This is a genomic window from Photobacterium halotolerans DSM 18316 (assembly GCF_000425165.1).
GTDB classification, from domain to species: domain Bacteria; phylum Pseudomonadota; class Gammaproteobacteria; order Enterobacterales; family Vibrionaceae; genus Photobacterium; species Photobacterium halotolerans.
The window spans coordinates 554,765-579,928 of sequence record NZ_KE384319.1; the positions used below are offsets into that span (position 1 = coordinate 554,765).

The following is a 25,164-nucleotide window of genomic DNA, read 5'->3' on the forward strand; positions in this document are numbered from 1 at the left end:
GTCATTGTAAGGCCGTCATATACCCCGCACCATTTAGCGGCCTTTTACAAACATGCTGTCAGAAGGCTAAGTATGATGCAGTTACCCCTTTTCCCGCTCAGACTCTATGTGTTGCCGGGAGGCGTCAGCAAACTGAGAATTTTTGAGCCCCGCTATACCCGCCTGGTGACACTGGCGATGTCATCAGGCACTGGTTTTGGCCTGTGTATGAAAGATGGTGATTCGCTGTGTCATTTCGGCACCCGGGTCGAAATCACAGATTTTGAACAATTACCTGACGGATTACTGGGCATCACCATACGGGGTGTAGAAAAATTCGTCATCAACAATCACTGGCAGGAAAAAGACGGGCTGAGATTTGGCGAAGTCAGTACGATAAAAAACTGGACACCCAGCTCCACCCGCTTCATCGACAAGCCCATCGCCAATAGCCTGGAAGCCTTATTTGATGAATATCCCGACTACGCGGCGAATTATCCGGATCCCGATTTTACCGACATGGCCTGGGTCTGCCAGCGCTGGCTGGAAATTCTGCCTTTAGAGACCAACCAAAAACAATGGTTTATGAGCCGGAATGACCATAGGGCCGCGCTGTCTTTCCTGCACAATGTGATAGATGAAGAGCTCAGGCACGACGGTATATAACGCCGCCGTTTAACCCCGCCCCTCACGGGCTAACCGCTGATCGACCATACGGCGATAGACAGCAGACAACACCTGCCTGATACCGGGTAGTCCCATCAACCAGGCCACAGGCCGCAGCCACCAGATTTGTCTGAGCAACAGAATATAAGCATCCATTTCCTTGTGAACCGCCCCGTCGCTGTCCTGAACGTGCAGCTCTCTCAGTGCCTTAGCTGGCACAATGCCCATCGCGGCTAACTCTGCATCTTTGCCGGTAATGTCGTACCATTCCACCAGATGCGGATGCTTACCCAGCCAGGATTCATACCATTTCCGGTCGCGGACACAGGTCGGGCAGGCTCCGTCATAAAACACAGTAATTTTGCTCGTTTTCATGAAGACTCTCCTTTATTGCCGCGGCGCTTACTTTAAGTCTGGCTGAATCGCAGGTCACACACATAAAAAACGCAGCGAACGAGTAGTTTGCTGCGTTTTACCAAAGTTGCATCTGAAAGCGGCTAGCCTTCCTCAATCAGTTTCACCAGCAGGTGACCGTCATACATAGCCTGCTTTACCAGCGCAGCGGCAGGCATGGTCGCCTGAGTATAAAAGCTGGTTTCTTCAATACGCAGGTCCTGATTGTACACAGGTAAAGACTGGCTCTTCACACACTCAAGAATGGCAGGATACAACACCGATTTAGCCTGATTAAACTCCCCGCCAATCAGCACCTTCTCAGGGTTGAACAAATTAACCATAATGGCAATCGCCCGGCCTAAGTGGAAGCCCAGCTCAGTGATCACCTGAAAAGCCAGCGGATCGCCCTGTACCGCGGCCTCGCAAATGGTCTCGATAGTCAGTTCTTTGCCGTACAAAGAAGAGGCTTCACCCAGGGCCAGGCGGGATTTCACCTGCTGCCTGACGGCCTGCAAACTGGCTACCGTTTCCAAACACCCTTTATTACCGCAATAACAGGGAAGCCCATCAGGTTGGATCTGAATATGGCCCAGTTCGCCGATGTTGCCGATCCGGCCCTGCAACACCTTGTTGTCCAGAATGATACCGGCACCCACCCCGTGATGAATGGAGATCAGGATAGAATTCGCCACATCTTTGGCATTGCCGAACAATTGCTCGGCCAGCGCCCAGGAACGGGTATCGTTGCCGATAAATACCGGCAGGCCCGTTGCTTCATGAATGGCCGGTCCCAAAGGTAAATCTTTCACATCATAGTGCGGCATTTGCAGCACCATGCCTTTGTCGGAATTCACCAGACCCGGTAAGGAAACCGCAATGGCGGTAATACGATCCAATTGTTTGGCATGGCGGGCAAAAAAGGATTCAATCTCATCGAGCAGCTTTTGCAACACATCATGTTGCGCCAGCTCTTCGATATCCTGGCGCTCCTCGAACAGGATATCGCCACCCTGCTCATGCAAGGCGATAGTCAGGTAACCACGGCCAAGACGAATGCCTAAAAATTGCCAGCCATCATTATCAGGCACTAAGCCAATAGCCGGACGGCCGCGATTGCCTGATTCCTGAATTTCAGCTTCTTTGATCAGATGCCCGTCAAACAGCTCACGGGTGATTTTGGTAATACTGGCTGGCGCTAACTGGCTCTTTTTCGACAGCTCGATACGGGAAATAGGCCCATACTGATCGATAAGTTTGTAGACGCTTCCGGCATTGTTTCTTTTGATATGATCGATATGACCGGGTTGAGCGACATACATGCTCTGGATCCTCAAAGGTTAACGAATACGCAAGAAGTTGAATTTTTTTACTTTGCGAAGTAATTGTGAAGCCCCTTGTGCCAGGGACGTGAACCCAGTCACGACCAGCCTGTCCCTTTTGGTCTTCGCGTTACCGGGCCGGGCAAACAAGCAGCATGATTGAAAGATATGTGGCTCTAGAGACAATGACGCAGGCTTCTGACATAATACGCGCCCTTTGAGGTTCAGGGTACAAAAACCCCCTTTTCGCGTTAACTTGATTGATTGTTTTGAGGTCAGCCGTGTACAAAATCAATGAAATCTTTGAAACCATCCAGGGTGAAGGTGTTTTCACAGGCGTGCCGGCTATCTTTGTCCGTCTGCAAGTCTGCCCTGTCGGTTGTGCCTGGTGTGACACCAAACAAACCTGGAGCGCTGAGCCTCAGGACGAAGTTAACGTCAGCGCTATGCTTGCCAAACAGGGCGACTCGCCAAGCTGGACGTCCCTGGATGCCGGCGGCATTGTCAACTTATTGATTGAGCAGGGATACACCGCACGTCATGTCGTGATTACCGGTGGCGAACCTTGTCTGTATGACTTACGCCCGCTGACTGAACAGCTGGAAGCCAACGGTTTCCGTTGCCAGATTGAAACCAGTGGCACTTACGAGGTGCTGGCCACAGACAATACCTGGGTGACTGTCTCGCCGAAAATTAACATGAAAGGCAAGCTGCCGGTTCTGCCCGGCGCACTGTCTCGCGCCAATGAAATCAAGCACCCTGTCGGGACGCAAAAGGATATCGACCAGCTAGATGCGTTGTTAGCCGGTGTGCCGCTACAGAGCAATGTCACCATCGCCCTGCAGCCCATCAGCCAGAAAGCCCGAGCCACCGAGCTTTGTATTCAAACCTGCATTGCCCGCAACTGGCGTCTGTCTATCCAGACGCACAAATACCTGTCGATTGCCTGATTAAGCTGACACCTCCGCCTTACCCTGTTTTCGGTCGTCTCAATTCTTAGATGCCGTCTCAACAGTTGAGACGACCGGTCGGGTTTTACATTTCCCTCCCTGCCGCTTACCTATACTCAGCCCAAACACCGAAACCAATCCAGCCGCCAATGTTCGGCCATGAGATTGGTACAACACGTGCTGCATTGAGTATTCAGGGGAAATGTTATGCGCACCTATCTGAGACTTGGTCTGAGCCTGTTTCTGGCTGGCCTGCTTTCTGCGTGCGGTGGCGGCGGAGATGAGGCAGGTATCCAACCTGCTGAGCTGCCACCTGTCAAAACCAAATTTACCGTCACTGTCGACTTGCCTGCCGGGTTGATGACAGCACAGCAAAGAGTAAGCTGGCGTCCTGTCAGCCAGGCTTACGCGGCCACACCGGATCTGTATCAGGACAACTTTGCTGTACTGTTTATCAATCAGCAGGGCAAAGTGATGGGTCAGGGTGACATCACCAGTTTTGCGATGACAGACGGTAACTACAGTATTGAAGCTCAGGTGCCACTGCTGCTGCATGGCGTACTGGTACTGGATCTCAATGACGTGCCGCAATTTGCCATCGGCGATGACTTGCCGACCGATCTCTTCATGACACCGTTAACAGACACCGAGATCGCCCTGTCCCTGAAAACCACCCTCGCCTACCGTGCATTGATAAAACGCGTCGCCACAGACGGTCATTGGGGCATATTCAGTGAAACTGTCAGTGATCCCAGTAATATTGATGTCCGGGATGCCGGCGATTTCATCAATGAGCTGGCTGATGAGCTGAGTGTCACCCTGATCCCCAAACTGGGCCTCAACGGCGTCAGCCTGAGTAATCTGATGTCGCTCACCATAGTCAACGACATCCTTGAAGGCATCATGACCCGCAAATACACTGAGCTGACGGCACAAAAAGACGAGATCGCCACCATCTTCAACTCAGGTTTCTGGCGACTGGCCAGCCACAGCTCAAACACCGGCAGCACCCTTAAAGCTGACATGATGGACTATAACAGCCCGGATACCGCCTCCAATGAAACCCGCCAGATCGACTGGCGCTGGACCAAAAACGGCGACAGCGATATTTCACTGACCGAAGATTTCACCTATCTCAGCGAGCAGGGATTGGTGCAGTTCGACAGCAAAGAAGACGCGATTAAAGGGCAGATCCTGACCGCCAACGGCTGGAAAGATCTGTACGAATATTTCAAGGTACTGATTTCATCCAGCAGCACCGCCAGCATGACGGATGCCGGACTGGAAGAAGCCGATGGCCGCAACATTACTATGCGGGTCAACAGCTATTCGCTGGCCGGCCTGAAAATGCATGACTTTCTTACTACCAAAGAAAACCATTTCATGACCCGCTACGTGCCCGCCGACACCACCTTTGGCGAGGCCGCCAAAGGCTACTATTTCACCTGGAATCCGGTGGCAACCCGTATGCTGCTGTGTAACACACAGGTCGGTGGCGACGAGTGTACTGTGGCGCCCAGAGACAACCCGACCGTTCCTTACACATCCCTTGAAGATATGGTGTCGGTAGCAGGCGCTGGCAGTATTGAGCAGGTTAACGGTTATCACCTGACCGATAACGTGGTGGTGGAATTGGTGCTCAATAACACCCATCAGGCCAACTACTGGGTCAATGTCGGCGGCGATGACTGGATGGTGGTTGAAACCGGTATCTGGGGCGCGGTGTCGACTCTGGGCAAAGAGATGTTCCAGTTCACCGTACCCGATGTCATCAAACAACTGGCCAACCATTACCCCTTTGACACGCCTTATCTGTTTTTGGTCGTCGAACAAGGGGCGGTGCATCAGGGCGAGGCGATTCTGAAAGACACCGACTACCACTTTGCCGGCTTTAATCACGCCGCCAAAGAAGAGATCTATGCGGTGACTTCCCGTGACAATCTGCCTGCTTTTGGTGACTGCAACTTTGGCAATACCTCCCCGGCCACTGAAGATCAGTTCCTCAATTCAGTGACAGAATGTGGCGGCGATGAGCGTTTCGTCACAGACAGCGTCAACAGCCTGGTTGATCAGCATCTGGTGCAAATCTCCACAGACCCGGGCTCACTGGGCGAGCTGGAAACCCTGATCCTGAAAAGCGACAACACCTGGGAGTATTACCTCAATACCGTCTTGCAACCGGGCAGCAGCAACCGCAGCTGGCAGTTAAATGACAACGGCTTTCTGCGCCTGACTGAAAACAGCAATGACACTTTCAGCGATTACCAGTTATGGGCGCTCACCCACAAGAAATACCAGGACCGTCCGATTCTGGCCGTCAAGTATTACAGTCAGACCGACATAGGCGGGGCCAATAACAGCGTGATTGATAACCTGATGACCAAGCAATACGTCCCTGACACTCTGGTTGCCTGCACGGCCAATGATTCTGGCTGGAACAGCGGCAGCCAAATGCCGGTAACGGCACAAACCAAAGCGGCCTTCACCAGCCAGGCAGCCAGTTGTACCGTCAGCTGGGAAGGCAGAACACCGCGTTTCACCCAGAGCATGCTGGCAGGTAAAGCCCTGACGTTCAGCGATGCCTCGCGTCATTTGGTCTTAAATGCGCAGGCCGACAGTCAGAGCGGCTTTAATACCGGTCGTTACAGAGACAGTGACGGCTGTGGTTTTGACATCCCGATCCGCTGGAAACTGGAAGCGGACGGCACTCTGTATTACGAAAATGCCATGTCTCAGGCGCAGATTGATGAAACCTTCAGCAATGGCGCGAAAAAATTCCCGACCGGCAATTTCAAAGAGTGGATAAAAGTCTCGGATACCGACGGCCTGGTATTTACAGTGAAAGGTTTCAATCACTTCACCCGCTGGCAGAGTGCGACACCGGCTCTGGGCGCTGACGACGGCGAGATGTGGAGCGATGTGGTTGCACTGATCCCGGCAGCGAATGTACCAACCTTTACGGTACAGACCCCCACAGAAGCCCCGCTTCCTGACAGCCCGTTCCCCGGCACCATCTTAAGGGACGGACAAACGTGCGATCTAACACCGCCGGCGCCACCCGCGCCTTAGGTTAACAATCACGCTGGCGGCCTGAAAACGGCCGCCAGAATTGCCTCAGCGATTATTTAATCAACACAAAACACGACACAATGTGATTATTTCCCATCAGGTAACGCATCAAGGCTTGATGCTTGTGTCAAGACAGGTAATATTGCTGTTTTGGACAGTAAATTAAGCACAGCACTCAGTCGTGCCTAAACGGAGAATAATGACATCATGACTTACGCGCCTGTTTCAGACGTACTGAGCGGTAAGATTGCGGTAGACAGTGAAATCACTGTACGCGGTTGGATCCGTTCACGTCGGGATTCCAAAGCCGGAATCTCTTTCCTTGCCATCTATGACGGCTCTTGTTTCGACCCGATTCAGGCCGTGGTCCCGAATGCACTGAATAATTACCAGGAAGAAGTCCTGAAGCTGACAACTGGCTGTTCAGTGGAAGTAACGGGTAAAGTGGTTGAATCTCCGGCGCAAGGTCAGGACTTCGAACTGGCAGCGACTGACGTTAAAGTGGTTGGCTGGGTAGATGACCCGGACACCTACCCAATGGCAAAAACACGTCACTCTATTGAATACCTGCGTGAAGTGGCACACCTGCGCCCGCGTACCAACGTGATTGGCGCGGTAGCCCGTGTGCGTAACTGCCTGTCTCAGGCAATCCACCGCTTCTATCACGAGCAGGGTTACTTTTGGGTATCTGCACCGCTGATCACAGCGGCTGACGCCGAAGGTGCCGGTGAAATGTTCCGCGTGTCCACACTGGATCTGGAAAACCTGCCACGCACCGAGCAAGGCCAGGTTGATTTCAACGAAGACTTCTTCGGTAAAGAGACTTTCCTGACCGTTTCCGGCCAGCTGAACGCCGAAGCCTACGCCTGCGCCCTGAGCAAAGTGTACACCTTCGGCCCGACCTTCCGTGCTGAAAACTCCAACACCAGCCGCCACCTGGCTGAGTTCTGGATGGTTGAGCCTGAAGTGGCATTCGCAGATCTGAACGACGTCGCCAAACTGGCGGAAGACATGCTGAAGTATGTCTTCAAAGCCGTGCTGGCAGAGCGCCGCGATGATCTGGAATTCTTCGCACAGCGCATCAACAAAGAGGCAATCACCCGTCTGGAGCAATTTGTTGAGTCTGATTTTGCTCAGGTTGACTACACAGATGCGATTGAAATCCTGAAGGCGTCCAGCCGTCAGTTCGAGTTCGACGTTGAGTGGGGCATCGACCTGTCTTCTGAGCACGAGCGCTATCTGGCAGAAGAGCACTTTAACGCGCCTGTTATCGTGAAGAACTACCCGAAAGACATCAAAGCCTTCTACATGCGTATGAATGATGATGGCAAAACGGTCGCGGCCATGGATGTTCTGGCACCAGGCATTGGTGAAATCATCGGCGGTGCCCAGCGTGAAGAGCGTCTGGAGATTCTCGATCAGCGCATGCGTGCAATGAACATCGACCCGGAAGATATGAACTGGTACCGCGATCTGCGCCGTTACGGCACAGTACCGCATGCTGGTTTCGGCCTGGGCTTTGAGCGTCTGGTTTCTTACGTAACCGGTGTGGCTAACGTCCGCGACGTGATCCCATTCCCACGTACACCGCGTTCCGCGAACTTCTAATCAGTCATTTATTCGGCTGATAGTTCAAACCCTGCCTGCTTTCGCTCGCAGGGTTTTTTCTTGCCTGAACGACCAGACCTTCGCCACTTAAGACAAAATTCACACAAACGCTGGCTGTTATAGCGTGATGATCAACTTTCAATTAAATGTTTATCCAGAATTGACGCACTCCTTATATGGAATTATGTCATCCGATCCATCTGGCTTATCAAGTGCAAATATACTCTGTGGACATAGATAATAATCGCTGATTTCAGCTTTGCTTACTTTTTCTGCCACTAAATTTGCTTTTTTTGAGGAATTTCAAATCTCCGGCATTTGCCCTGTGCAGTTAAATACCCCTCATCTAGAGTTGAGTCAGACGTGTCACATAATTAAAAGAACTGCTAACAGTTCAACAACGCTTGCCATCTATTGCGTTACGAAGAGGGACAATTCATGCGTAAAAATCGCCAGGTCAATGACCGGGAAGTGGTGCTTGATCCTAATGCTCAATTAGTGACAACAACGGATTTACAAGGTGTTATTACCTATGCCAATGACGAATTTGTCGAAGTCAGTGGCTACAGTTTTGACGAGCTCGTCGGACAGCATCACAATATTATTCGCCACCCGGACATGCCCAGAGCGGCCTTTGGTGACTTATGGAGCCACCTGAAAGCAGAAAAACCCTGGCGGGGCATTGTCAAAAACCGCTGCAAAGACGGCAGTTATTACTGGGTAGATGCTTACGTCACCCCGCTGTACCAAAACAATCGGGTTTCTGGCTATCAGTCGGTACGCCGCAAGCCGACTCAGGACATGATCAATACCGCCACCCATATCTATCAACAACTGAACAATGACAAAAATCCTTATGGGTTCCGTCTGTCCAGTTGGGCCAAGCTGGGTCTGTCTGCCCTGCTCACCGTGCTGTGCGTGGCCTTGACGCACTTTTATATCCCTCAGTACGAATTCCTATCCGCTGCTGTTCCATTGATCTTCATTGCGATCCTTTGTCGGGGTGAACTATTTGCTGTACCCCGTTTTTTTCAGCAGTTGTCGAATAACTATGATGCCCTCACCCGCATTGTCTACAGTGGTGATGACCTGATTTCCATTGCCGATTTCCATCTGAAATTACACGATGCCCGGCTGAAAACCGTGCTGGGCCGGGTCGATGATGCGGCGCTGACCATTCGTGAAGTCACTGATGAACTCACCAATGTCACCCTATCCACCCGCGACTCTATCTCCAATCAGGACAAAGATACCCAGCATATCGCCACGTCCATTACCCAAATGTCTGCTGTTGCCACGGAAATTGCGCAAAATACTCAGCTGACGACAGACAAAGTGCTCACCGCGCAACAAAAATGCGCCAACACCACCAAAGTGCTGCAGCTCACGCAAAACAATATCAATGATCTGGCCAAAGACACCGAAAATGCGGCGCAAACCGCCCAGTCACTGGTAAAGGTGTCGGAACAGATTGAAACCATGATGATGGAAATTCAGGGCATTGCAGAGCAAACCAATCTGCTGGCACTGAACGCCGCGATTGAAGCGGCCCGTGCCGGTGAACAAGGGCGGGGTTTTGCGGTCGTGGCCGATGAAGTACGTGCCTTGTCTCAGCGTACCCACGGCGCGACAGAAAATATTCAAACCAGCATTGTTAACATCAATGCCACCCTGAACCAGTGGCAGGCCACCTCTTCCGAGAGTATTGAAAAGACCCGGCAATGTGTCGCCCATACCAATGATACGGCAGCCAGCATTCTGGAAGTGGTGTCCATGGTGGATGAAATTGCTGAAATTTCAACGCAAATTGCCGCAGCAGCAGAGGAACAAGGCACTGTGGCGCAGGAGATCAGTCACAACGTCCATCAGATTTCCACCTCCTCGTCTGAAAACCTTGTGATGATGTCGCGCATGGAACAGGCCGCAAGCCAGATGCGCGAGAAAGTAACGTTTCTGGAAGGCTTGAGTAAATCCTTCGGTTAACCCTTTCCACCTGAAAAAGCAGTGGCATACCCGGCCACTGCCGTGAAACCCCAAGGCCGCGATGCGGCCTTTTTCATTGTTACTATTAAAATGAGCAATATTGTCCAAGCAATCAGTACACGTTTTGTTTAACCTGTCTTTATGCCATAACTCAGGAGGACAGGGATGAAATCGGACAATTGCTTTCAATTTATTACCAGTTCTCATTTAGAGGGCGTTACCCTGCTTCATGCCACAATGAGTGACTTTTCCTATGACAAACACGCTCACGAAGAATATGCCATTGGTGTGACCCTCAAAGGGCGGCAGGATTTCTTTTGCCAGCGGGCTTTTCATAGCAGTCCGCCTGGCGGGGTGCTGATATTTAATCCGGAAGATGTCCATGACGGCTGTTCCGGCGATACTCAGGAACTTGAGTACCGGATGTTATACATACATCCAGAGGTATTTATTCCTCAGTTCAGAGCCTTAGGTGTACGTCAGGGGCAGCTTCCCAGAATCGGCGGCACCTTACTTGACGACATGATTTTGCGTCAGCAGACGCTGATGCTCTCTGCGCTGATGGAAAATCCGGCCACCACCAACATAGAACTGGAATCAGGACTATTTCAGCTTTCACATTCGCTGGTACGCCGAGGCGGGCAGCTGAATGAGCAGCCACCCACGAACCGTACCGACACACTGTTACTGCGGGCGAAAGAGTATATACATGCGCATCTGAACCAGAACATTTCCATCGACGATATTGCCAGCGCGGCCACTATGTCGAAGTACCATTTTATACGGCTGTTTCGCTCTCAGTTTGGGATTACACCCCATCAGTACGTAATTAATTGCCGGATTAACAATGCACGAAAAGCACTGGAGACGGGCGAGTCCGTGATTGATGTCGCAACAGATTGCGGATTTTCTGATATCAGCCATTTAAACCGCCGATTCAAACGCAGTTACGGCATGACACCCAAACAATATCAATTACAAATAACACGCTAACAACTTTCAACTGGATAAAAATATGCTTGAGATCTGGCTATATGCATTTTCAATAATGTATTCACCTGGTCCTGTGAATCTGCTCAGCTTTAATACAGGACTGAATAATAAAACAAATAAGAATACAGGTTTTTTCATGGGCGTGAGTTTCGCCATGTTAATTCTTTTCCTTTCATTGAGCTTTCTCAGTCACTCGGTTGTTCATGAAACCATCATTCCATATATCAGTATTCTGGGCTGTACTTATATGCTTTTTCTGTCCTGGAAATTGTTTACATCAGGACGACAACTGGAAAATACATCCGTTGCCTTGTCGGATCTGAAATTTCGGGATGGGCTGATGCTTCAGTTACTGAACCCGAAAGGTTTTATTGCCTGTTTACCCATTGTAACCATTCAGTTTCCGGCTCAGAATATTTCCGGATTACAAGCGTTGATTTTTTCCATCGCATTATCTGTATTTGCTTTTGGCGCCCCCTTGAGTTATTCACTGACCGGCAGGCTAATAGGTCAACGAGTGAACAGCTCTGCATTTTTCAAAAAGTTCCAACTTTTCATGGCAATATTATTAGCCTATGTAGCGATGAAAATCGCCTACACCCATATTTACATTGATTTATTCAAGCAGTTATAAGTTTACTCACCTTTAAACTACGAACCGGAAAAATAATGAAATTTTACACTAAACTAGCCGTTGTTGTTGCCGAGTTCTTCTGCAAAATTGAAAAGGTCAGTTCTGTGTTTAATGATTGAATTGCAACTATGATACATGAGAGTTATCTCTTTTTTCTTTGATTACGGATTCAGCACCTTTAATCAAAGTGGGTAACTCTCTCCATTTAAAATTGAAGTGTCAGATCTAGTCAGAACTAATACAACTTATGCTTTAGACCAAATACGTGTATTTAAATCCAAAGCATCTATCAGCCCCACTAATAGCTTTAACTCAGAGAAGATATCTTTTACAGTATTAAAATCAGTTGCCGAATCAGATAGCTTAGGTTCAAAATATTTCATATCGCCGTCAGAAACTGAGATAAATAACTTTCCTTCAACAAAAGACAGTGCCAAGTACTTGCCTGTATTTTCACGAAATGCCACAACCCGTTGCATGAAAGCCGGTGTCAGCAGATATCTTGCTTCAACCTGATTGGTGCTATGGACATCGAAATATCGCTCAAACTCTGGATCTTCCAGCCGAACCAAATTGTGGGGCGTACCCACAAAACCCTGTTTGATATTCTCAAGAAACGAATCATCTTTACCTTTGTCAATTGAGACAAAAGTCTGACTATTAAAATGCTTATTACAATCTGCGATGATGACCATGCCTCGGAATCTAGTCTGCATGTATGTTTTTGTTTTTCCACCGGCAGTTCTCCTTTTGACTTTATATTTGGTGTGAATTTCCGACATTTCTATTGCAGTCTGCCCTATTTTCCCACTGATAAAGTCTTCGCCCTCAAACTGACTATATTCACCTGGAGAAAGACCACTTCTGTCATAAACCTCCCGTTCAATACTGCCTGTCGGGTTATACTCAAGCGAATCATCAATACTTTGAATGATACTGGAAATTACTTTCTGCTTATAAACAACGCGATACTCATTCCACTTCATTTGATAAATTAAGCCCAATACAGCCAGGATGATACCAACACACACCATGATGATATTCGGGTCAATATAGGTTCCATAAAGTACAATGGTACCAATGATCACAGCTAATACGCCGAAAAAGACACACATATCCCGTGTGACAACCACATCACAACGCTCTTGTTCAATCACTGCGAGCTGTGGTTGTAAATCCTTTTCAAAGACACTTTTCAGATCATCAATATTCATCGGGCATCCTTATTTGCACGATTCTCAAATAATTCAGCTATATCCGGGAGTTGTGTCTGTGCTTCTGGAATATCAAAAAGAATTCTTTGCGTAAGCCCCATTCTGCGAGCAAAGAGATTAGACGGAAACATTTCAATACCGTTATTCAGATCAGTCACCGCAGCATTGTAAGCACGCCGCGCTGCAGCGATCTGCTCTTCAGTCTCGTTAATGCTTCGTTGTAGTTGGCTGAAATTGTTGCTGGCTTTCAAGTCCGGGTAGGCTTCCACCATGATGTTAAAGCGAGAAAACACCTGATTCAGACGCCGGTCGAATTCAGTTTTTTTTTTCTCCAGTTGCCATATCGCTCTGAAACCTGGTCCGAAGTTCTGTCAGTTCGTTCAGTACTTCTCTTTCATGAGACATGTAAGCTTTGACCGTTTCCACCATATTCGGAAGCAAATCAAAGCGCTTCTTTAACATCACATCAATTGTCGAATCAGCATTATCAACCTGATTCTTACGAGCAATCAGGCCATTGTAAATAGCCACTCCAAGAAAGAGCACAACCACAATGAATCCAACAGCAAACCACATTCCCATCATTATCTTCTCCTAAAATCATGATCAACTGGACAGTTTTTCAGAGTCCCCGACTGGAAAAACGGTTGAGGCCTTGAGGCACAGGAGGGTACAACATGACCGAATGACATTGGCACTGACAAAATGCCTGAAATCACAGTAAAAATGACGGTTTTATTGTCACTGGGCACTAAGTCACAATCCCGCTATCTGTACCCACTGCAACGTTAGGGCGTGCCAGCGTGACTGGCTCTCGTTTCGGTAATCGCTTTTTTCCTTTGCGCCTCATATTGAGCTTGAGTGAGCAGTAAACACGGTAAACTCGCTTGTGGTTCCATAGATATCCCCAGCGTCTGAGAACTTTAAATAACTTGCCAAAACCATAAGCAGGATATCGCTCTACGGCTTCTTGCAGCTTGGCGATGACCTTATCATTTCGGTGAGGGTCTGGTTGATATCGATAGACAGAATCACTGATGCCAACTGCGCGGCAGGCCATTCTGAGGCTGACCCGAAATTGCTGACGAACATACTCCACTAGTTCGCGTTTAACCGCTGGCTTTACAGCTTTTTTTCCAGAATATCTTTCACAATACGGTGCTCCTCAAGGCTGAGGTCAGCGAACATCTGCTTGAGTCGGCGATTTTCATCTTCAAGCTCTTTCAGCCGCTTCACATCGGACGCTTCCATACCACCATATTTCGATTTCCAGTTGTAATAGGTAGCGTCAGAGATACCGTATTCACGACATACTTCGTTGACCTTACGGCTAGCCTCCACTTCCTTCAGGATCTTAACGATCTGTGTTTCTGTGTAGCGTGATTTTTTCATCATGCGCTCTCCGTTTATTTCAGTGTAAACGGAAAAGCTCTAATTACTAGCGACATGTTTTTCGGGGAGGGTTTCATACTGTTATCTCAAAGACGAGGTTAGTCAAGAAATGTTACTAGCGAAGACATTAATTGCTCTAGTAACGAGCAATCAACTAAGTCCTGATAAAAAAGAAAAATTTCAAAATTTTGATGTTTGTCACGGAAGGAGAAATCCTGCCTTTTCCTATCTAACAACTACATTAAAAACAGAGTCTTATGCTACAATTTGATGCGAGATAGTAACGACCTAATTTTGAGGGACATTGTGAAAATACAAATATTAGATGAAAAAAAAGAAGGCAATGCTACTTGTTATTTATGCAAAGCTGAACTTAAAGAATATATTGAATCACTTCCTGAAGATTATAAAGACTGGGATATTCAGCGTGGAATTATAAGTAATTCCTATTTAGACAAAATGATTGACACTGTTCTAGAAGATAAACACATACCTCCAATCGTCTTAATCTCCGACAATTTAAATCTAACAGAACTAACAATTGAAGATTTTAATATATTAGATGGACTTCAAAGAACATATCGATTAAAGGTTATCTTTGACAGTATTTTATTTTTAAAATCAAAATTAGAAGAAGACGATAATTTTATTAACATCCCTCCACTATCTTTATCTCGAAATCATTCGGATGAGATTCAACGCTCAGGTGCATCAGCAAGTGTTATCAGAAGATTAATATCTGAAGTTAAATCTGGCAACACAAGTCTTGATGATATTTTTAAATCATTCCAATGGTTTGAAGTTTGGGTTAACTTAACCAAACCAGAACAAGTTGAAAAGATGATTATATTAAACGCAGGGCATAAGAACGTAAGTATAAAGCATCAAGCTGAAATTATATTTAGTATATTATATCCAGAGTTAAGAAGTGCAACATCAGGAAATTTAGAAATAATTAGAGAAAGAGACATCAATCTTGTCACATTCAGTAAAAAAAGATCCGTAGGCCAATTCCATTTGTCACACTTGGTGTCATCTTTAGCTTCATTGGAACTTTCTAAGCCTGTTACTTTAAATTCCAACTTTATTCAAAAACTACAAAATGACGATATTACTCTTAAAAGCTCTTACATTGAGATAAAGGAGTTATGTAAATTCCTTGCTGATTTTGACATTAAAGTTCAAGAACAATTTGGTGACGAGTCATTGAGATGGCTTGGAAAGGACGTTGTTCTTTCAGGCATTTTTGGTGCTATTGGCAAGCGCGCATCAGAACTTAACCATTCATTAACTGATGAAATGGGATTATCTAGAAAAATTATATTTGATAACATTAAGAACTTAAATATAACCGATTTTGAATCAACACGAAACAATGTTGATTTATCTAAAGTAAATATCGGAGACATCAACAAAAAAGCTGTTTATACCGCTATTTATGATTTCCTTAACACCCCTAAAAATGTAATAAATTGGGGTAAATACTTCAAAGAAGGTTTTAATAATGACTAATTTAGAAACCCTCTACGATCTGACATTAAATTATATCTCGAGCCTAGTTAATGGTGAACATTTTGATACATTAACTAAATCTATCGAAGACGAATCTCGCATAGAAAGTATAATGAAATTTGTTGAAGATCTAAAAACAATAGAAAGCAATCTAACTAAATCTAAGAATGACAATGTAGTTAACCGGAATACATTAGATTATGCAAGAATTATAGCCCACAATAAGGGATACCTTCCTGACGCGACTGAGTATAGTAAAATTATCGCAATTTTAAAGCTTCAATCTCTTTTTTCTCCAGAGATTGAATTTGTTGATGATAATGAAAACATCATTAATTATCATGATTTTGACAGCATTACTGAAATAGATAACATTATATCACTAAACAATTATTACTATTCAGTAGAAAACCAAAGCTTAGACAATGCGCTCATTTTCATTAATTTAAGTGATAAAGAAAAAATACTTGACATTGTTAATAGTGAAAAGCTAACAAATAAATTATTATTTCTAATAATTAACTCAATAACAAATTCAGACTTTGGGAACTTAGAACGAATTATTATATATAAAAAAACGGGTACCCATAATAAAAACAACGTCATCTCAGCATTGAAATTACACATTGTTTCTTCTGGCCAAGCATATCACAATATTAAACGAGCTCCATCTGGTGTTAATGAACAAATCCTCGAAAAAATAACTATTAACAAACCTTATCAACAGTTCAATGACACTTTACTTATCTTAAGCGAATACAATAGTAGAGAAGAGCTGCTAAATAAATATTTAAGTCTATATCATGTCATTGAAAATTTTATGTACAAACTGCCACTTGTAAAACTCAGCCAATTTAAACAGGGAGAAATGTTTTCAATAAGAGACTTCCGAGACATGTATAGCTCTATTGAAGATAAAGAATTACCTTCCCTTACGAATCTGCTCTCTGTAATCTTCCCATATCATAAAGAAAGTGAAAATCTAGAGCTATTAAATTTAAAGGAAAGCCTTAGAAATTTAGTAGAAAGTGGAGATTTAAATGAGGACGAATTTAATAAATCACTAGTTAAACTAGGCATAAAGACCAAAAAGACTCAATATACATATGAAAGCTTGATGGACATGAACGGTGGCGCTCTGACTAGTTTTTTAGAAGTGTATTCAAAAATTGTGTACTCAGTAAGAAACTCAATCGTGCACAATAAAGAGACAGAGTTTCATTTATCCAATGAAAATTTAACACATAGCATGGAGCTTATCATTTCAAAGTTCATCATAAATAACATTGAACCCATGCTGTATAATCTTATATCAGAGCAAAATGAACATGTCTGGTATTCCCATTCTGAAATAAAGCTCTATGCATGAGAAAGTAAGGCGGCTTAACACCGCCTTATCTTTATTCCCAACTAATTGAATATTATCTCCTCCCCATGATCCTTCAAAAGTGGGCTGATTAATACCTACGCCACCTCAGCCTCACGTTCTTCCCGTTCTACCCTACTTTGTAGTGCCAGCATGGCGGCAGTGCGTTGTCCGGTGAGCCAGTCGACCAGTTTCTGCAACACTGTCTGATAGCGTTTGAACCGAGAATAAGTGATCGGCATTGTTTGGCAGAAAACGGCGAAGCGGGTTTCGCAGGTCCAGGCGATACGGCCTTCGTTGCAGGCCGGGCACTTGCGGGTGACTTGCTGCTTGTTGGTCACCTTACTGCTTCCGTTGCACTCCGGGCAAATCTGGCCGAACTGCTGGGTGGCTTCGGCCATTGCAGCCAGGCTCAGCGCATGAATGGCTTTTAGCGAATACACCCCGCGCCACTGTTCCATGGCTTGGGCGGCTTTCTGCCTGGTGATTTGATACAGAGACTTAGCCGACTCCCGATCTGCCATGCGTGCCACAAATATAACATGAAACCCGGCCGGGGATTCATGCCAGCTGATCCCTACAATCGCCAGTTGTTCTTCTACCGTCAGCAGCGCCCTGCCTCCGGTACTGGGGGCATAGTTAATGCCTTTCAGGCCAAACTTGCCTAATAGCTTTTCAATTCTCATGCTGCTGCCTCCAGCTTTTCCCGAAAGTTGATCGTTAAGTCTTCCGCTATCCCGCGCTTAAACCGAATCCGCTGGGTTGTGGGGAAATAGCCAGGCGTGAACAGTACAAACACACTGCCGAAGTTCACGCCTTTCTTTTGGGTTATGCCATCTGTTTTCAGGAAGTTGTAACGCCCGTCTGGCTCGTACACAGCAGCCGCCACACCTTCAATGCCCTGTTGCCACCATCCGGTTAATGGCTCATAGGGCAACAACATCATGCCCGGGTTTCCGGCTCTGGCCTCAGCTGCTGCTTTAGAAACGAACTGCATCTTCATATCAAACGGCGGGTTACACCACCAGTGCGGCTCCCATGCTTGCTGCAAGGCATCGAACCCTACAATTTTGGCGTGCGGGTTAAAGAAGGTATTTCCAAAACCTGTCCCGCGTTTGAAGTAGTTCCCGGCCTTTTCTTCAAGCCATTCCAGCGATGTATAGAACCTGTTAACCTTGGCGGTTTCCGGTTCCGCGCACACATCAAGGTTGAACTCACGGCCATACAGGGCTTTGGCATCCCAAAAGCATTTCCACTGCGTGCCCCAGCGGTTTTTATCGTCCACGGTAGTACGGGACCGAATCAGAATTGCCATTACGCTGCCCTCGCCTGTTCTTCCTGTGCCGCTTCCACACGCAGCCAGATATCCGATTCGCGTACTCGTGGCCGCAGCTGATGGCGTGCCCATGGTGAATACCGGTTCAACAGTTCCAACAACAGATCAACCTTGTCTGATGGCACACCAAAATTCCGCCACTTCACCACATCCAATGACAGCACATTACAGTGCTCGGCTATCAGCTTAATGGCCGGACGGTATTCAATGCCTTCAAACATAGCCACATGCCGAATGGCGGCACGAACGGCCAGCCCACGAAGTGCCAGTAACATTGCTTCTTGCTGCTCGTTCATGCTGCTTTCTCCATGTGTTTGTTGCGGCGGTAGCTGGACCAGTTGAAGCTCAGCCACGCGCCGCCGTCTTCCATAGGACGATCAACGGCTATTGATTGGTCTGAAGGAACTAAAGGAAGACAAACACCCCCACTCTCACAGTCGGAATATGAGCGCATCATTAGTGCATGCTTAAACGAGCAAGACAAGAACTTTTGGCAACTAGCCGTTTACACAGGCATGAGGCATGGCGAGTTGCTGGCACTGGCCTGGGAAGATGTAGACTTAAAAGCTGGCGTCATTCATGTTCGCCGAAACCTGACACTTGAGGGCCGGTTCAAATTACCTAAGACAGTCTCAGGTGAACGTACAATCAACCTGTTAGCGCCAGCAGTTGAAGCGCTGAAAAGGCAACAGGCATTGACCCTGATGTATCCATCAATAGAAATTGATGTATTACAGCGGGAACATGGTAAAATCATCCGCTTTTTTATACGCCCTGTATTTTCACCGCGAGTAACGGCAACAAGAGAGACGAAGGCATACTACTTCCATACCAGTATCCACGATAAATGGACTGGCGTGTGCAGGCGCTCAAAAGTACCGTATCGCAAACCGTATCAAACACGCCATACTTATGCGTGCTGGATGCTATCTGCAGGGGCAAATCCGACATTTATTGCTAAGCAAATGGGGCATTCTAGTGCTAAGGAAATTTATCAAACATATGGCGATTGGGTGAGTGACCACACTGCTGATCAGCTGCAGCTGCTGAACAACACTTACGGCAAGAATGCCCCCTATATGCCCCCAAACAAGAAAGAGCAACAGTAAGCACATGAATTTAAAGAAGATTAACGAATACCCGAAATACTGGGCCGAGTGCTATGGAACAGCGCCGTTTCTGCCGACTACGCGTGAAGAAATGGACGCGTTAGGCTGGGATAGCTGTGACATTATCATTGTGACCGGTGATGCGTATGTCGATCACCCGAGCTTTGGCATGGCGGTGATCGGTCGGGTACTGGAAGCTCAGGGGTTCCGTGTCGGGATTATCGCTCAGCCCGAGTGGAACAATAAAGATGCCTTTATGGCGCTGGGTCAGCCGAACCTGTATTTCGGGATTACAGCCGGCAACATGGACTCGATGATCAACCGTTATACGGCGGATCGCAAGCTGCGCCATGATGATGCCTATACCCCGGACAATGTAGGCGGCAAGCGTCCTGACCGCGCGGTGCTGGTGTATTCGCAGCGTTGCCGTGAAGCCTATAAAGACACCCCGATTGTGCTGGGTGGCATTGAAGCCAGCCTGCGCCGTCTGGCGCATTATGATTACTGGTCTGATAAAGTGCGCCGTTCCGTGCTGTTTGATGCCAAAGCAGACATTCTGCTATTCGGTAATGCCGAGCGGGCACTGGTTGAAGTGTCGCACCGCATTGCCAGCGGCGAAGACATCAGCACCATGACAGATATCGCGGGTACGGCGGTGATCCTGAAAGAAGCGCCTGCCCATTATAAAATTATCGATTCAACGCGCATCGATAAGCCCGGCAAATCTATGGTGATGCCTAATCCGTACGCCACGGAAGAAGTCTGCGAGACCAATAAGTCCAAAGCTGAGGCTGAACCAGTGAAAGCTCAGACGGTGCAGATTCAGCCGTCGCGTCACGACGCCTTTACCAGCGCCGTGCGTTTGCCTTCTTTTGAGAAACTGCGCAACGACCGCATTTTGTACGCCCATGCCAGCCGCGTGATGCACCTGGAAGCGAACCCTTATTCTGCCCGTGCGCTGATCCAGCTGCACGGAGACCGTGAATTATGGGTCAATAAGCCGCCTATCCCGCTCACCACCGAAGAAATGGATTTTGTGTTTGGCCTGTCGTACGCGCGGGTGCCGCACCCTTCTTATGGTAAAGCCAAGATTCCGGCTTATGACATGATCAAGACCAGTGTCAACATCATGCGAGGCTGTTTCGGTGGCTGTTCTTTCTGTTCGATTACCGAGCACGAAGGCCGGATTATTCAGAACCGCTCTCACGAGTCGATTTTGCAGGAGCTGGAAGACATCCGCGACAAAGTGCCCGGCTTTACCGGCACCATTTCCGATTTGGGTGGCCCGACGGCGAACATGTACCGCCTGGGTTGTTCTGATCCGCGTGCCGAGAAGAACTGCCGTCGTCCGTCGTGCATCTTCCCGAAAATCTGTGAGAAGCTGGATACCGACCACAAACACACCATAGATCTGTACCGCAAAGCCCGGGAAGTGAAAGGGATCAAGAAAGTGATGATCGCCTCAGGTGTGCGTTACGATCTGGCTATCGAATCACCGGAATACATTAAAGAGCTGGTGACCCACCATGTGGGTGGTTATCTGAAAATCGCGCCTGAGCATACCGAAAAAGGCACGCTGGATCTGATGATGAAACCGGGAATGGGCACCTATGACCGCTTCAAAGAGCTGTTTGAAAAATACAGCGCTGAAGCCGGCAAGAAGCAATATCTGATCCCGTACTTTATTTCGGCCCATCCGGGTTCAACCGATGACGACATGCTGCATCTGGCATTGTGGCTCAAGAAAAATGATTACCAGTGCGATCAGGTACAGAACTTCTACCCGTCGCCGATGTGTAATGCCACGGCCATGTATCACTCGGAAACGAACCCGCTGAAGCGCGTGAAGTACAAGCAGCGGGAAGATCTGTTTGTGGCCAAAGGCGAGCGTCAGCGTCGTCTGCATAAAGCCTTGCTACGTTACCATGATCCGGCTAACTGGCCTCTGATCCGTGAAGCCTTGATCAGCATGGGTAAAAAACACCTGATCGGCGACCGCGCCGACTGTCTGGTGCCCGCTGAAGGCAGCGACGCAGCCCTGACACCTGCAACCCGTCGCGGTTCAAGCCGTCACGGTGCCAAGCGTTTCGCCACCAAGCACCCGAATCAGCCGGATATCCGTAAAGACGGAACGACACAACGCAAGGGTCCAGGTAAACCGAAAACCCAGGCTGGCAGCAGCGCTCAGGGTAGCGGCAAACCACAAGGCGCTGGCAAACGCCCGTCATCGCCGGGTAAGCCTCAGTCTCGCGGCAAGCCGTCAGCCAAACGTGGCGCACGGGCCTGATACCGAGCCCGAGCCCAGCTGCTTTAAAAAAGATAAAAAAAGGCAAGAGCGATGCTCTTGCCTTTTTCATTTCAGGGGGGAAATAGATGTTATTTAATGCTAGGCAACGACTTTCTCTGCCGTTGCAGCAGTTGATCTATCACTCATGAAGCTCTCATGCAGCGCACAAATTGCGCCGTGATAGTCACTGTCTTTCACCACAAACTGCACGTCAACGTTACGCAGGGAAGCGTGAGCAGCTTTCGGGCTGATATCTTTATCCAGCAGGGTCAATACACCCTGACTCATGGTTTTATTGGTATCGATAGCCGACCCAATCACCGAAATCAGCGCCACCATTTTTCCGGTGATCTTCGCCTTCGGATAACGCTTCTCTGCTTTGGCCAGCACCTTGTTCTGGCTTGATGTACTGCCGTCCAGATAATAAGTCACAGAGTTGGCGTTCATCTCTTTACTGATCAGCTGGACGTTCTCTTCGCGGATGATTTCCATCAGCTCATAGCTGACGTCTTCCACCTGACCGACCATCGCCTGGTCAAACAAATGCAGCGCAAAGACCTTATCCCGGCCGGCAATAATCTCGGCTTTACCCGTATTAGGCTGGTAATGCTGAGAAATTAAGGTGCCCGGATGTTCTGGCTCAAAGGTATTTTTCACCGCCAGCTCAATACCGGCACGACGAAGTCCTGAAGCGGCGTTAGGGTGAATCGCTTCCATGCCCAGGTTGGCCAGCTGGTCAGCAACGTCATAGTTACTTTTTCCAATCGGGCGGACATGCTCAGGGCCAACGATACGGGGGTCGGCGCTGCTCAGGTGATACTCTTTGTGGATCACCGCGCGGCTTGCCTTGCTCAATACCGCCAGACGACTGAATGTCATCTCACTGTAACCGCGATCATAAGTCTTCATCAGACCTTCATCGCAGTAAACATAGCCGGTAACGATTGGCAGTTCTTTGCTCAGATCGATATCTTTGATCGCATCCAGAATCACCGCATCCAGATCGCCCTGGACATTGTTCTCAGCGCCCCAGCCCGACAAATCAACAAAGCGAGAGTTAATACCCACGTTATTCAGCATCAGCGTGGTATTAAAGGCAGAATGCGCTTCACCAATGGAAGACAGAAACTCGCGGATTTGCGGCAGATAACTGGTCAGAGAAAACTGTCCGTACTGACAGGTTTCCAGAATATTCTCGATACAGGTAATAGCGTTAGCAATACGCTCTTTGACAAAATTATCGGCACGGTTACGACAGAACAACTCGGGAAACATAGTGTCGTTAATCAGCAGCATACGCTGCTCCAGTGCTTTCAATTTCTCGCGCCACACATCATTGCGTTCTGCAATGTAGCGGAAGATGCCCGGTTCACCGGTTCGCTTGCATTCCAACAGTGCGTCAGTGATACCGCCATAGGCCGAAACAACAAACATACGTTGATAAGGATTGTCTGGATAGAGCAGGATATTGTCCATTACCGCATCGAACGCAGACATGGAAGTACCGCCAATCTTTTCAACGGTATGAGTCATGGTAACTCCTTTTATTTTCATCAGCTAAGCGGGAGCGCTTAGCCTGATGGTTTTGAAAGGCGGTTTGCACCGCCTTCCGGTAACCCTCAGGTTGATATCGCAAGGAGGGTTAATCACTTGCGTCAATACAGCTGTGATTATTCTGCTGCTGGGTATACACCGTCTTTGTCGTGGACTTCCATGCCCGTCAATGGCGGGTTGAACACACAAGCCATCACCATATCGACACCTTTATTGGCGCGCAGCTGATGTTCATCATGCTTATCCAGGACATACAGGGTGCCTGGCTTGATCTCGTAAGTCTTGCCATCGGCTGTGGTCTGGATTTCCCCTTCACCCGACACGCAATACACAGATTCCAGATGGTTCTTGTAATGAATGTGTGTATCGGTATTGGCAAAGATAGTGGTGATGTGGAACGAAAAGCCCATGTTGTCATCACGCAGCAGCATGCGGACACTTTCCCAGTTACCGTTTTCAGCCACTACCCGGCGTTCGCTGTTCTGGCACTCTTCAAGGGTGCGTACAATCATTCTTATTCTCCTTAAGACGCTTTCTTCATGCTGGATTTTGCAAACTCGGCCACCGCTTTTTCAAAGATGTGCAGGCCTTTTTCCAGTTCCGCTTCACTGATTGTCAGCGGGCAGAAGAACTTCAGCACTTCATCGTTCGGACCGGCGGTTTCGATAATCATGCCGTTTTCAAAACACAGCTTACCGATTGCACCTGCAAATTCACCATCGTGACAGGCAATACCCTGCATCAGACCGCGGCCTTTGATTTTTTCAAATACTGCCGGGTACTGCTTAAGTACTTTTTGTAATGTAACGTTCAGCTGGGCAGCGCGTGCGTTGATGTGCTGCTCAAACTCGTCATTGTGCCAGTAGGCTTCAATAGCAACAGCGGCTGTCACGAACGCGTGATTGTTACCACGGAACGTACCGTTGTGCTCGCCCGGCAACCACTTGTCCAGTTCCGGCTTCAGCAGTACCACTGCCATTGGCAGACCGTAACCACCGATAGATTTAGACAGGGTCACCATATCCGGTTTGATACCGGACGGCTCAAAGCTGAAGAATGTACCGGTACGGCCACAACCTGCCTGAATGTCGTCGACAATCAGCAGAATGTCGTGACGTTTACAGATAGCGCTCAGGCGCTGTAACCATTCGTTGGAAGCCACGTTCAGACCACCCTCACCTTGTACGGTTTCGAGGATGACAGCAGCCGGTTTATCCAGGCCGCTGGAGTTATCAGTCAGCATAGCTTCAAACAGTGCCAGACCGTCCAGGTCAGCGTAACCTTCGTATGGCAGGCGGGTAACGCCGCTCAGTGCCATACCGGCACCACCACGGTGATGCTGGTTACCGGTAGCCGCCAGTGCACCGTAAGACACACCGTGGAAGCCGTTCGTGAAGGCAACGATGTTCTGGCGTCCTTTTACTTTACGCGCCAGTTTCAGTGCCGCTTCAACGGCGTTAGTACCGGTTGGGCCAGTAAACTGTACTTTGTAGTCCAGACCGCGAGGGGTCAGGATGTAATTCTTCAGGTTTTCAAGAAATGTCGCTTTTGCTTCGGAATGCATATCCAAACCGTGCGTCAGGCCATCTTGATCGATGTAATCCATCAGTGCTTTTTTCAGCACCGGGTTATTATGGCCATAGTTCAACGCACCAGCGCCTGCCAGGAAATCCAGGTAACGCTCACCTTCGCTGGTGTTCAACCAGCAACCCTTTGCGGATGAGAACACCACCGGGAAGTTTTTGGCGTAACATTGAACATTTGATTCCTGCGCATTAAAGATATTCATGACTTATC

The 25,164-nt window shown here is 48.0% G+C and carries 22 protein-coding genes and 1 pseudogene; 11 read left to right on the forward strand and 12 right to left on the reverse strand.

Features of this window, described 5'->3' with window-relative positions:
* Positions 1–75 precede the first annotated feature (75 nt).
* Positions 76–645, forward strand: a complete 570-nt coding sequence (locus H511_RS0111855; RefSeq protein WP_027252491.1) for an LON peptidase substrate-binding domain-containing protein — start codon at positions 76–78, stop codon at positions 643–645.
* A gap of 9 nt (positions 646–654) precedes the next feature.
* Here H511_RS0111855 and H511_RS0111860 read toward each other — a convergent pair whose 3' ends face one another.
* Both H511_RS0111860 and mlc read right to left on the reverse strand, forming a co-directional pair.
* On the reverse strand, positions 655–1,020 hold the full coding sequence (locus H511_RS0111860) for a thiol-disulfide oxidoreductase DCC family protein (protein WP_027252492.1): 366 nt from the start codon (positions 1,018–1,020) through the stop codon (positions 655–657).
* A 122-nt stretch (positions 1,021–1,142) separates the two neighbouring features.
* Positions 1,143–2,360: a sugar metabolism global transcriptional regulator Mlc gene (gene mlc, locus H511_RS0111865; RefSeq protein WP_027252493.1), complete on the reverse strand. Its 1,218-nt coding sequence runs from the start codon at positions 2,358–2,360 to the stop codon at positions 1,143–1,145.
* Positions 2,361–2,641: 281 nt separating this feature from the next.
* On the opposite strand from mlc, the gene queE reads away from it, so the two are divergent.
* The 6 genes from queE (at position 2,642) to H511_RS0111900 (ending at position 11,597) form a co-directional block, all read left to right on the forward strand.
* The gene (gene queE / locus H511_RS0111870) at positions 2,642–3,310 is read left to right on the forward strand and encodes a 7-carboxy-7-deazaguanine synthase QueE (protein WP_027252494.1); all 669 of its coding nucleotides are present in this window, start codon (positions 2,642–2,644) and stop codon (positions 3,308–3,310) included.
* Positions 3,311–3,517: 207 nt separating this feature from the next.
* Positions 3,518–6,379 carry a hypothetical protein gene (locus H511_RS0111875; protein ID WP_027252495.1) on the forward strand — a complete coding sequence of 954 codons (2,862 nt, stop codon included), beginning with the start codon at positions 3,518–3,520 and terminating at the stop codon, positions 6,377–6,379.
* A gap of 207 nt (positions 6,380–6,586) precedes the next feature.
* Positions 6,587–7,987, forward strand: coding sequence for an asparagine--tRNA ligase (asnS, locus tag H511_RS0111880; protein ID WP_027252496.1), 1,401 nt, complete (start codon positions 6,587–6,589; stop codon positions 7,985–7,987).
* A gap of 438 nt (positions 7,988–8,425) precedes the next feature.
* Positions 8,426–9,970, forward strand: a complete 1,545-nt coding sequence (locus H511_RS0111885) for a methyl-accepting chemotaxis protein (protein ID WP_027252497.1) — start codon at positions 8,426–8,428, stop codon at positions 9,968–9,970.
* 165 nt (positions 9,971–10,135) lie between these two features.
* Entirely contained in the window at positions 10,136–10,963 is an 828-nt protein-coding gene (locus H511_RS0111895) for an AraC family transcriptional regulator (protein WP_027252498.1), read from the forward strand.
* 22 nt (positions 10,964–10,985) lie between these two features.
* Positions 10,986–11,597 (forward strand): LysE family translocator, encoded by a 612-nt coding sequence (locus H511_RS0111900; RefSeq protein ID WP_027252499.1) that lies wholly within the window; start codon positions 10,986–10,988, stop codon positions 11,595–11,597.
* Between the two features lie 245 nt (positions 11,598–11,842).
* On the opposite strand, the gene H511_RS24125 is transcribed toward H511_RS0111900, so the two are convergent.
* From H511_RS24125 to H511_RS24430, 4 genes and pseudogenes are all read right to left on the reverse strand, one after another.
* Positions 11,843–12,811 (reverse strand): DUF3137 domain-containing protein, encoded by a 969-nt coding sequence (locus H511_RS24125; RefSeq protein ID WP_027252500.1) that lies wholly within the window; start codon positions 12,809–12,811, stop codon positions 11,843–11,845.
* On the reverse strand, positions 12,808–13,083 hold the full coding sequence (locus H511_RS25035; protein ID WP_248616587.1) for a LemA family protein: 276 nt from the start codon (positions 13,081–13,083) through the stop codon (positions 12,808–12,810). The genes H511_RS24125 and H511_RS25035 overlap by 4 nt, the downstream gene beginning before the upstream one ends.
* Positions 13,084–13,126: 43 nt before the next feature.
* The gene (locus H511_RS25040; RefSeq protein ID WP_248616588.1) at positions 13,127–13,396 is read right to left on the reverse strand and encodes a LemA family protein; all 270 of its coding nucleotides are present in this window, start codon (positions 13,394–13,396) and stop codon (positions 13,127–13,129) included.
* Between the two features lie 205 nt (positions 13,397–13,601).
* Positions 13,602–14,203 (reverse strand): annotated as a pseudogene (locus tag H511_RS24430) (transposase); the annotation flags it as partial.
* Between the two features lie 306 nt (positions 14,204–14,509).
* Between H511_RS24430 and H511_RS0111925 the strand changes: the two are divergent.
* Together H511_RS0111925 and H511_RS0111930 are read left to right on the forward strand one after the other, a co-directional pair.
* Complete coding sequence (locus H511_RS0111925; protein WP_155804859.1) at positions 14,510–15,715, forward strand: hypothetical protein; 1,206 nt, start codon at positions 14,510–14,512, stop codon at positions 15,713–15,715.
* Positions 15,708–17,084, forward strand: a complete 1,377-nt coding sequence (locus tag H511_RS0111930) for a hypothetical protein (protein WP_027252503.1) — start codon at positions 15,708–15,710, stop codon at positions 17,082–17,084. Before H511_RS0111925 ends, H511_RS0111930 begins: the two co-directional genes overlap by 8 nt.
* A 95-nt stretch (positions 17,085–17,179) precedes the next feature.
* On the opposite strand, the gene H511_RS0111935 is transcribed toward H511_RS0111930, so the two are convergent.
* From H511_RS0111935 to H511_RS0111945, 3 genes are read right to left on the reverse strand one after another with little or no spacing between them, the layout of a single operon-like run.
* On the reverse strand, positions 17,180–17,767 hold the full coding sequence (locus H511_RS0111935) for a hypothetical protein (RefSeq protein WP_027252504.1): 588 nt from the start codon (positions 17,765–17,767) through the stop codon (positions 17,180–17,182).
* Positions 17,764–18,396 (reverse strand): DNA N-6-adenine-methyltransferase, encoded by a 633-nt coding sequence (locus H511_RS0111940; RefSeq protein WP_027252505.1) that lies wholly within the window; start codon positions 18,394–18,396, stop codon positions 17,764–17,766. Before H511_RS0111940 ends, H511_RS0111935 begins: the two co-directional genes overlap by 4 nt.
* Positions 18,396–18,713, reverse strand: a complete 318-nt coding sequence (locus H511_RS0111945) for a hypothetical protein (RefSeq protein WP_027252506.1) — start codon at positions 18,711–18,713, stop codon at positions 18,396–18,398. Before H511_RS0111945 ends, H511_RS0111940 begins: the two co-directional genes overlap by 1 nt.
* Positions 18,714–18,755: 42 nt before the next feature.
* Here H511_RS0111945 and H511_RS23260 point away from each other — a divergent pair, with 42 nt between their 5' ends.
* Positions 18,756–19,526, forward strand: a complete 771-nt coding sequence (locus tag H511_RS23260; RefSeq protein ID WP_248616589.1) for a site-specific integrase — start codon at positions 18,756–18,758, stop codon at positions 19,524–19,526.
* A 4-nt stretch (positions 19,527–19,530) separates the two neighbouring features.
* A complete protein-coding gene (locus H511_RS0111955) occupies positions 19,531–21,813 on the forward strand; it encodes a YgiQ family radical SAM protein (RefSeq protein ID WP_027252507.1) in 2,283 nt (760 codons plus the stop codon).
* A 99-nt stretch (positions 21,814–21,912) separates the two neighbouring features.
* On the opposite strand, the gene H511_RS0111960 is transcribed toward H511_RS0111955, so the two are convergent.
* The 3 genes from H511_RS0111960 to ectB form a co-directional block, all read right to left on the reverse strand.
* Positions 21,913–23,346, reverse strand: coding sequence for an aspartate kinase (locus H511_RS0111960; RefSeq protein ID WP_027252508.1), 1,434 nt, complete (start codon positions 23,344–23,346; stop codon positions 21,913–21,915).
* A gap of 137 nt (positions 23,347–23,483) precedes the next feature.
* Positions 23,484–23,879, reverse strand: coding sequence for an ectoine synthase (locus tag H511_RS0111965; RefSeq protein ID WP_027252509.1), 396 nt, complete (start codon positions 23,877–23,879; stop codon positions 23,484–23,486).
* A gap of 11 nt (positions 23,880–23,890) precedes the next feature.
* Positions 23,891–25,156 carry a diaminobutyrate--2-oxoglutarate transaminase gene (gene ectB / locus H511_RS0111970; protein WP_027252510.1) on the reverse strand — a complete coding sequence of 422 codons (1,266 nt, stop codon included), beginning with the start codon at positions 25,154–25,156 and terminating at the stop codon, positions 23,891–23,893.
* Positions 25,157–25,164: the final 8 nt, after the last annotated feature.

What these genes read in the sequence shown, in the direction of transcription:
- H511_RS0111855 (WP_027252491.1), top strand. Translation starts at nt 76, where the DNA reads ATGCAGTTACCCCTTTTCCCGCTCAGACTCTATGTGTTGCCGGGAGGC.
- H511_RS0111860 (WP_027252492.1), bottom strand. Translation starts at nt 1,020, where the DNA reads ATGAAAACGAGCAAAATTACTGTGTTTTATGACGGAGCCTGCCCGACC.
- mlc (WP_027252493.1), bottom strand. Translation starts at nt 2,360, where the DNA reads ATGTATGTCGCTCAACCCGGTCATATCGATCATATCAAAAGAAACAAT.
- H511_RS0111875 (WP_027252495.1), top strand. Translation starts at nt 3,518, where the DNA reads ATGCGCACCTATCTGAGACTTGGTCTGAGCCTGTTTCTGGCTGGCCTG.
- asnS (WP_027252496.1), top strand. Translation starts at nt 6,587, where the DNA reads ATGACTTACGCGCCTGTTTCAGACGTACTGAGCGGTAAGATTGCGGTA.
- H511_RS0111885 (WP_027252497.1), top strand. Translation starts at nt 8,426, where the DNA reads ATGCGTAAAAATCGCCAGGTCAATGACCGGGAAGTGGTGCTTGATCCT.
- H511_RS0111895 (WP_027252498.1), top strand. Translation starts at nt 10,136, where the DNA reads ATGAAATCGGACAATTGCTTTCAATTTATTACCAGTTCTCATTTAGAG.
- H511_RS0111900 (WP_027252499.1), top strand. Translation starts at nt 10,986, where the DNA reads ATGCTTGAGATCTGGCTATATGCATTTTCAATAATGTATTCACCTGGT.
- H511_RS24125 (WP_027252500.1), bottom strand. Translation starts at nt 12,811, where the DNA reads ATGAATATTGATGATCTGAAAAGTGTCTTTGAAAAGGATTTACAACCA.
- H511_RS25035 (WP_248616587.1), bottom strand. Translation starts at nt 13,083, where the DNA reads ATGGTGGAAGCCTACCCGGACTTGAAAGCCAGCAACAATTTCAGCCAA.
- H511_RS25040 (WP_248616588.1), bottom strand. Translation starts at nt 13,396, where the DNA reads ATGATGGGAATGTGGTTTGCTGTTGGATTCATTGTGGTTGTGCTCTTT.
- H511_RS0111930 (WP_027252503.1), top strand. Translation starts at nt 15,708, where the DNA reads ATGACTAATTTAGAAACCCTCTACGATCTGACATTAAATTATATCTCG.
- H511_RS0111935 (WP_027252504.1), bottom strand. Translation starts at nt 17,767, where the DNA reads ATGAGAATTGAAAAGCTATTAGGCAAGTTTGGCCTGAAAGGCATTAAC.
- H511_RS0111940 (WP_027252505.1), bottom strand. Translation starts at nt 18,396, where the DNA reads ATGGCAATTCTGATTCGGTCCCGTACTACCGTGGACGATAAAAACCGC.
- H511_RS0111945 (WP_027252506.1), bottom strand. Translation starts at nt 18,713, where the DNA reads ATGAACGAGCAGCAAGAAGCAATGTTACTGGCACTTCGTGGGCTGGCC.
- H511_RS0111955 (WP_027252507.1), top strand. Translation starts at nt 19,531, where the DNA reads ATGAATTTAAAGAAGATTAACGAATACCCGAAATACTGGGCCGAGTGC.
- H511_RS0111960 (WP_027252508.1), bottom strand. Translation starts at nt 23,346, where the DNA reads ATGACTCATACCGTTGAAAAGATTGGCGGTACTTCCATGTCTGCGTTC.
- H511_RS0111965 (WP_027252509.1), bottom strand. Translation starts at nt 23,879, where the DNA reads ATGATTGTACGCACCCTTGAAGAGTGCCAGAACAGCGAACGCCGGGTA.
- ectB (WP_027252510.1), bottom strand. Translation starts at nt 25,156, where the DNA reads ATGAATATCTTTAATGCGCAGGAATCAAATGTTCAATGTTACGCCAAA.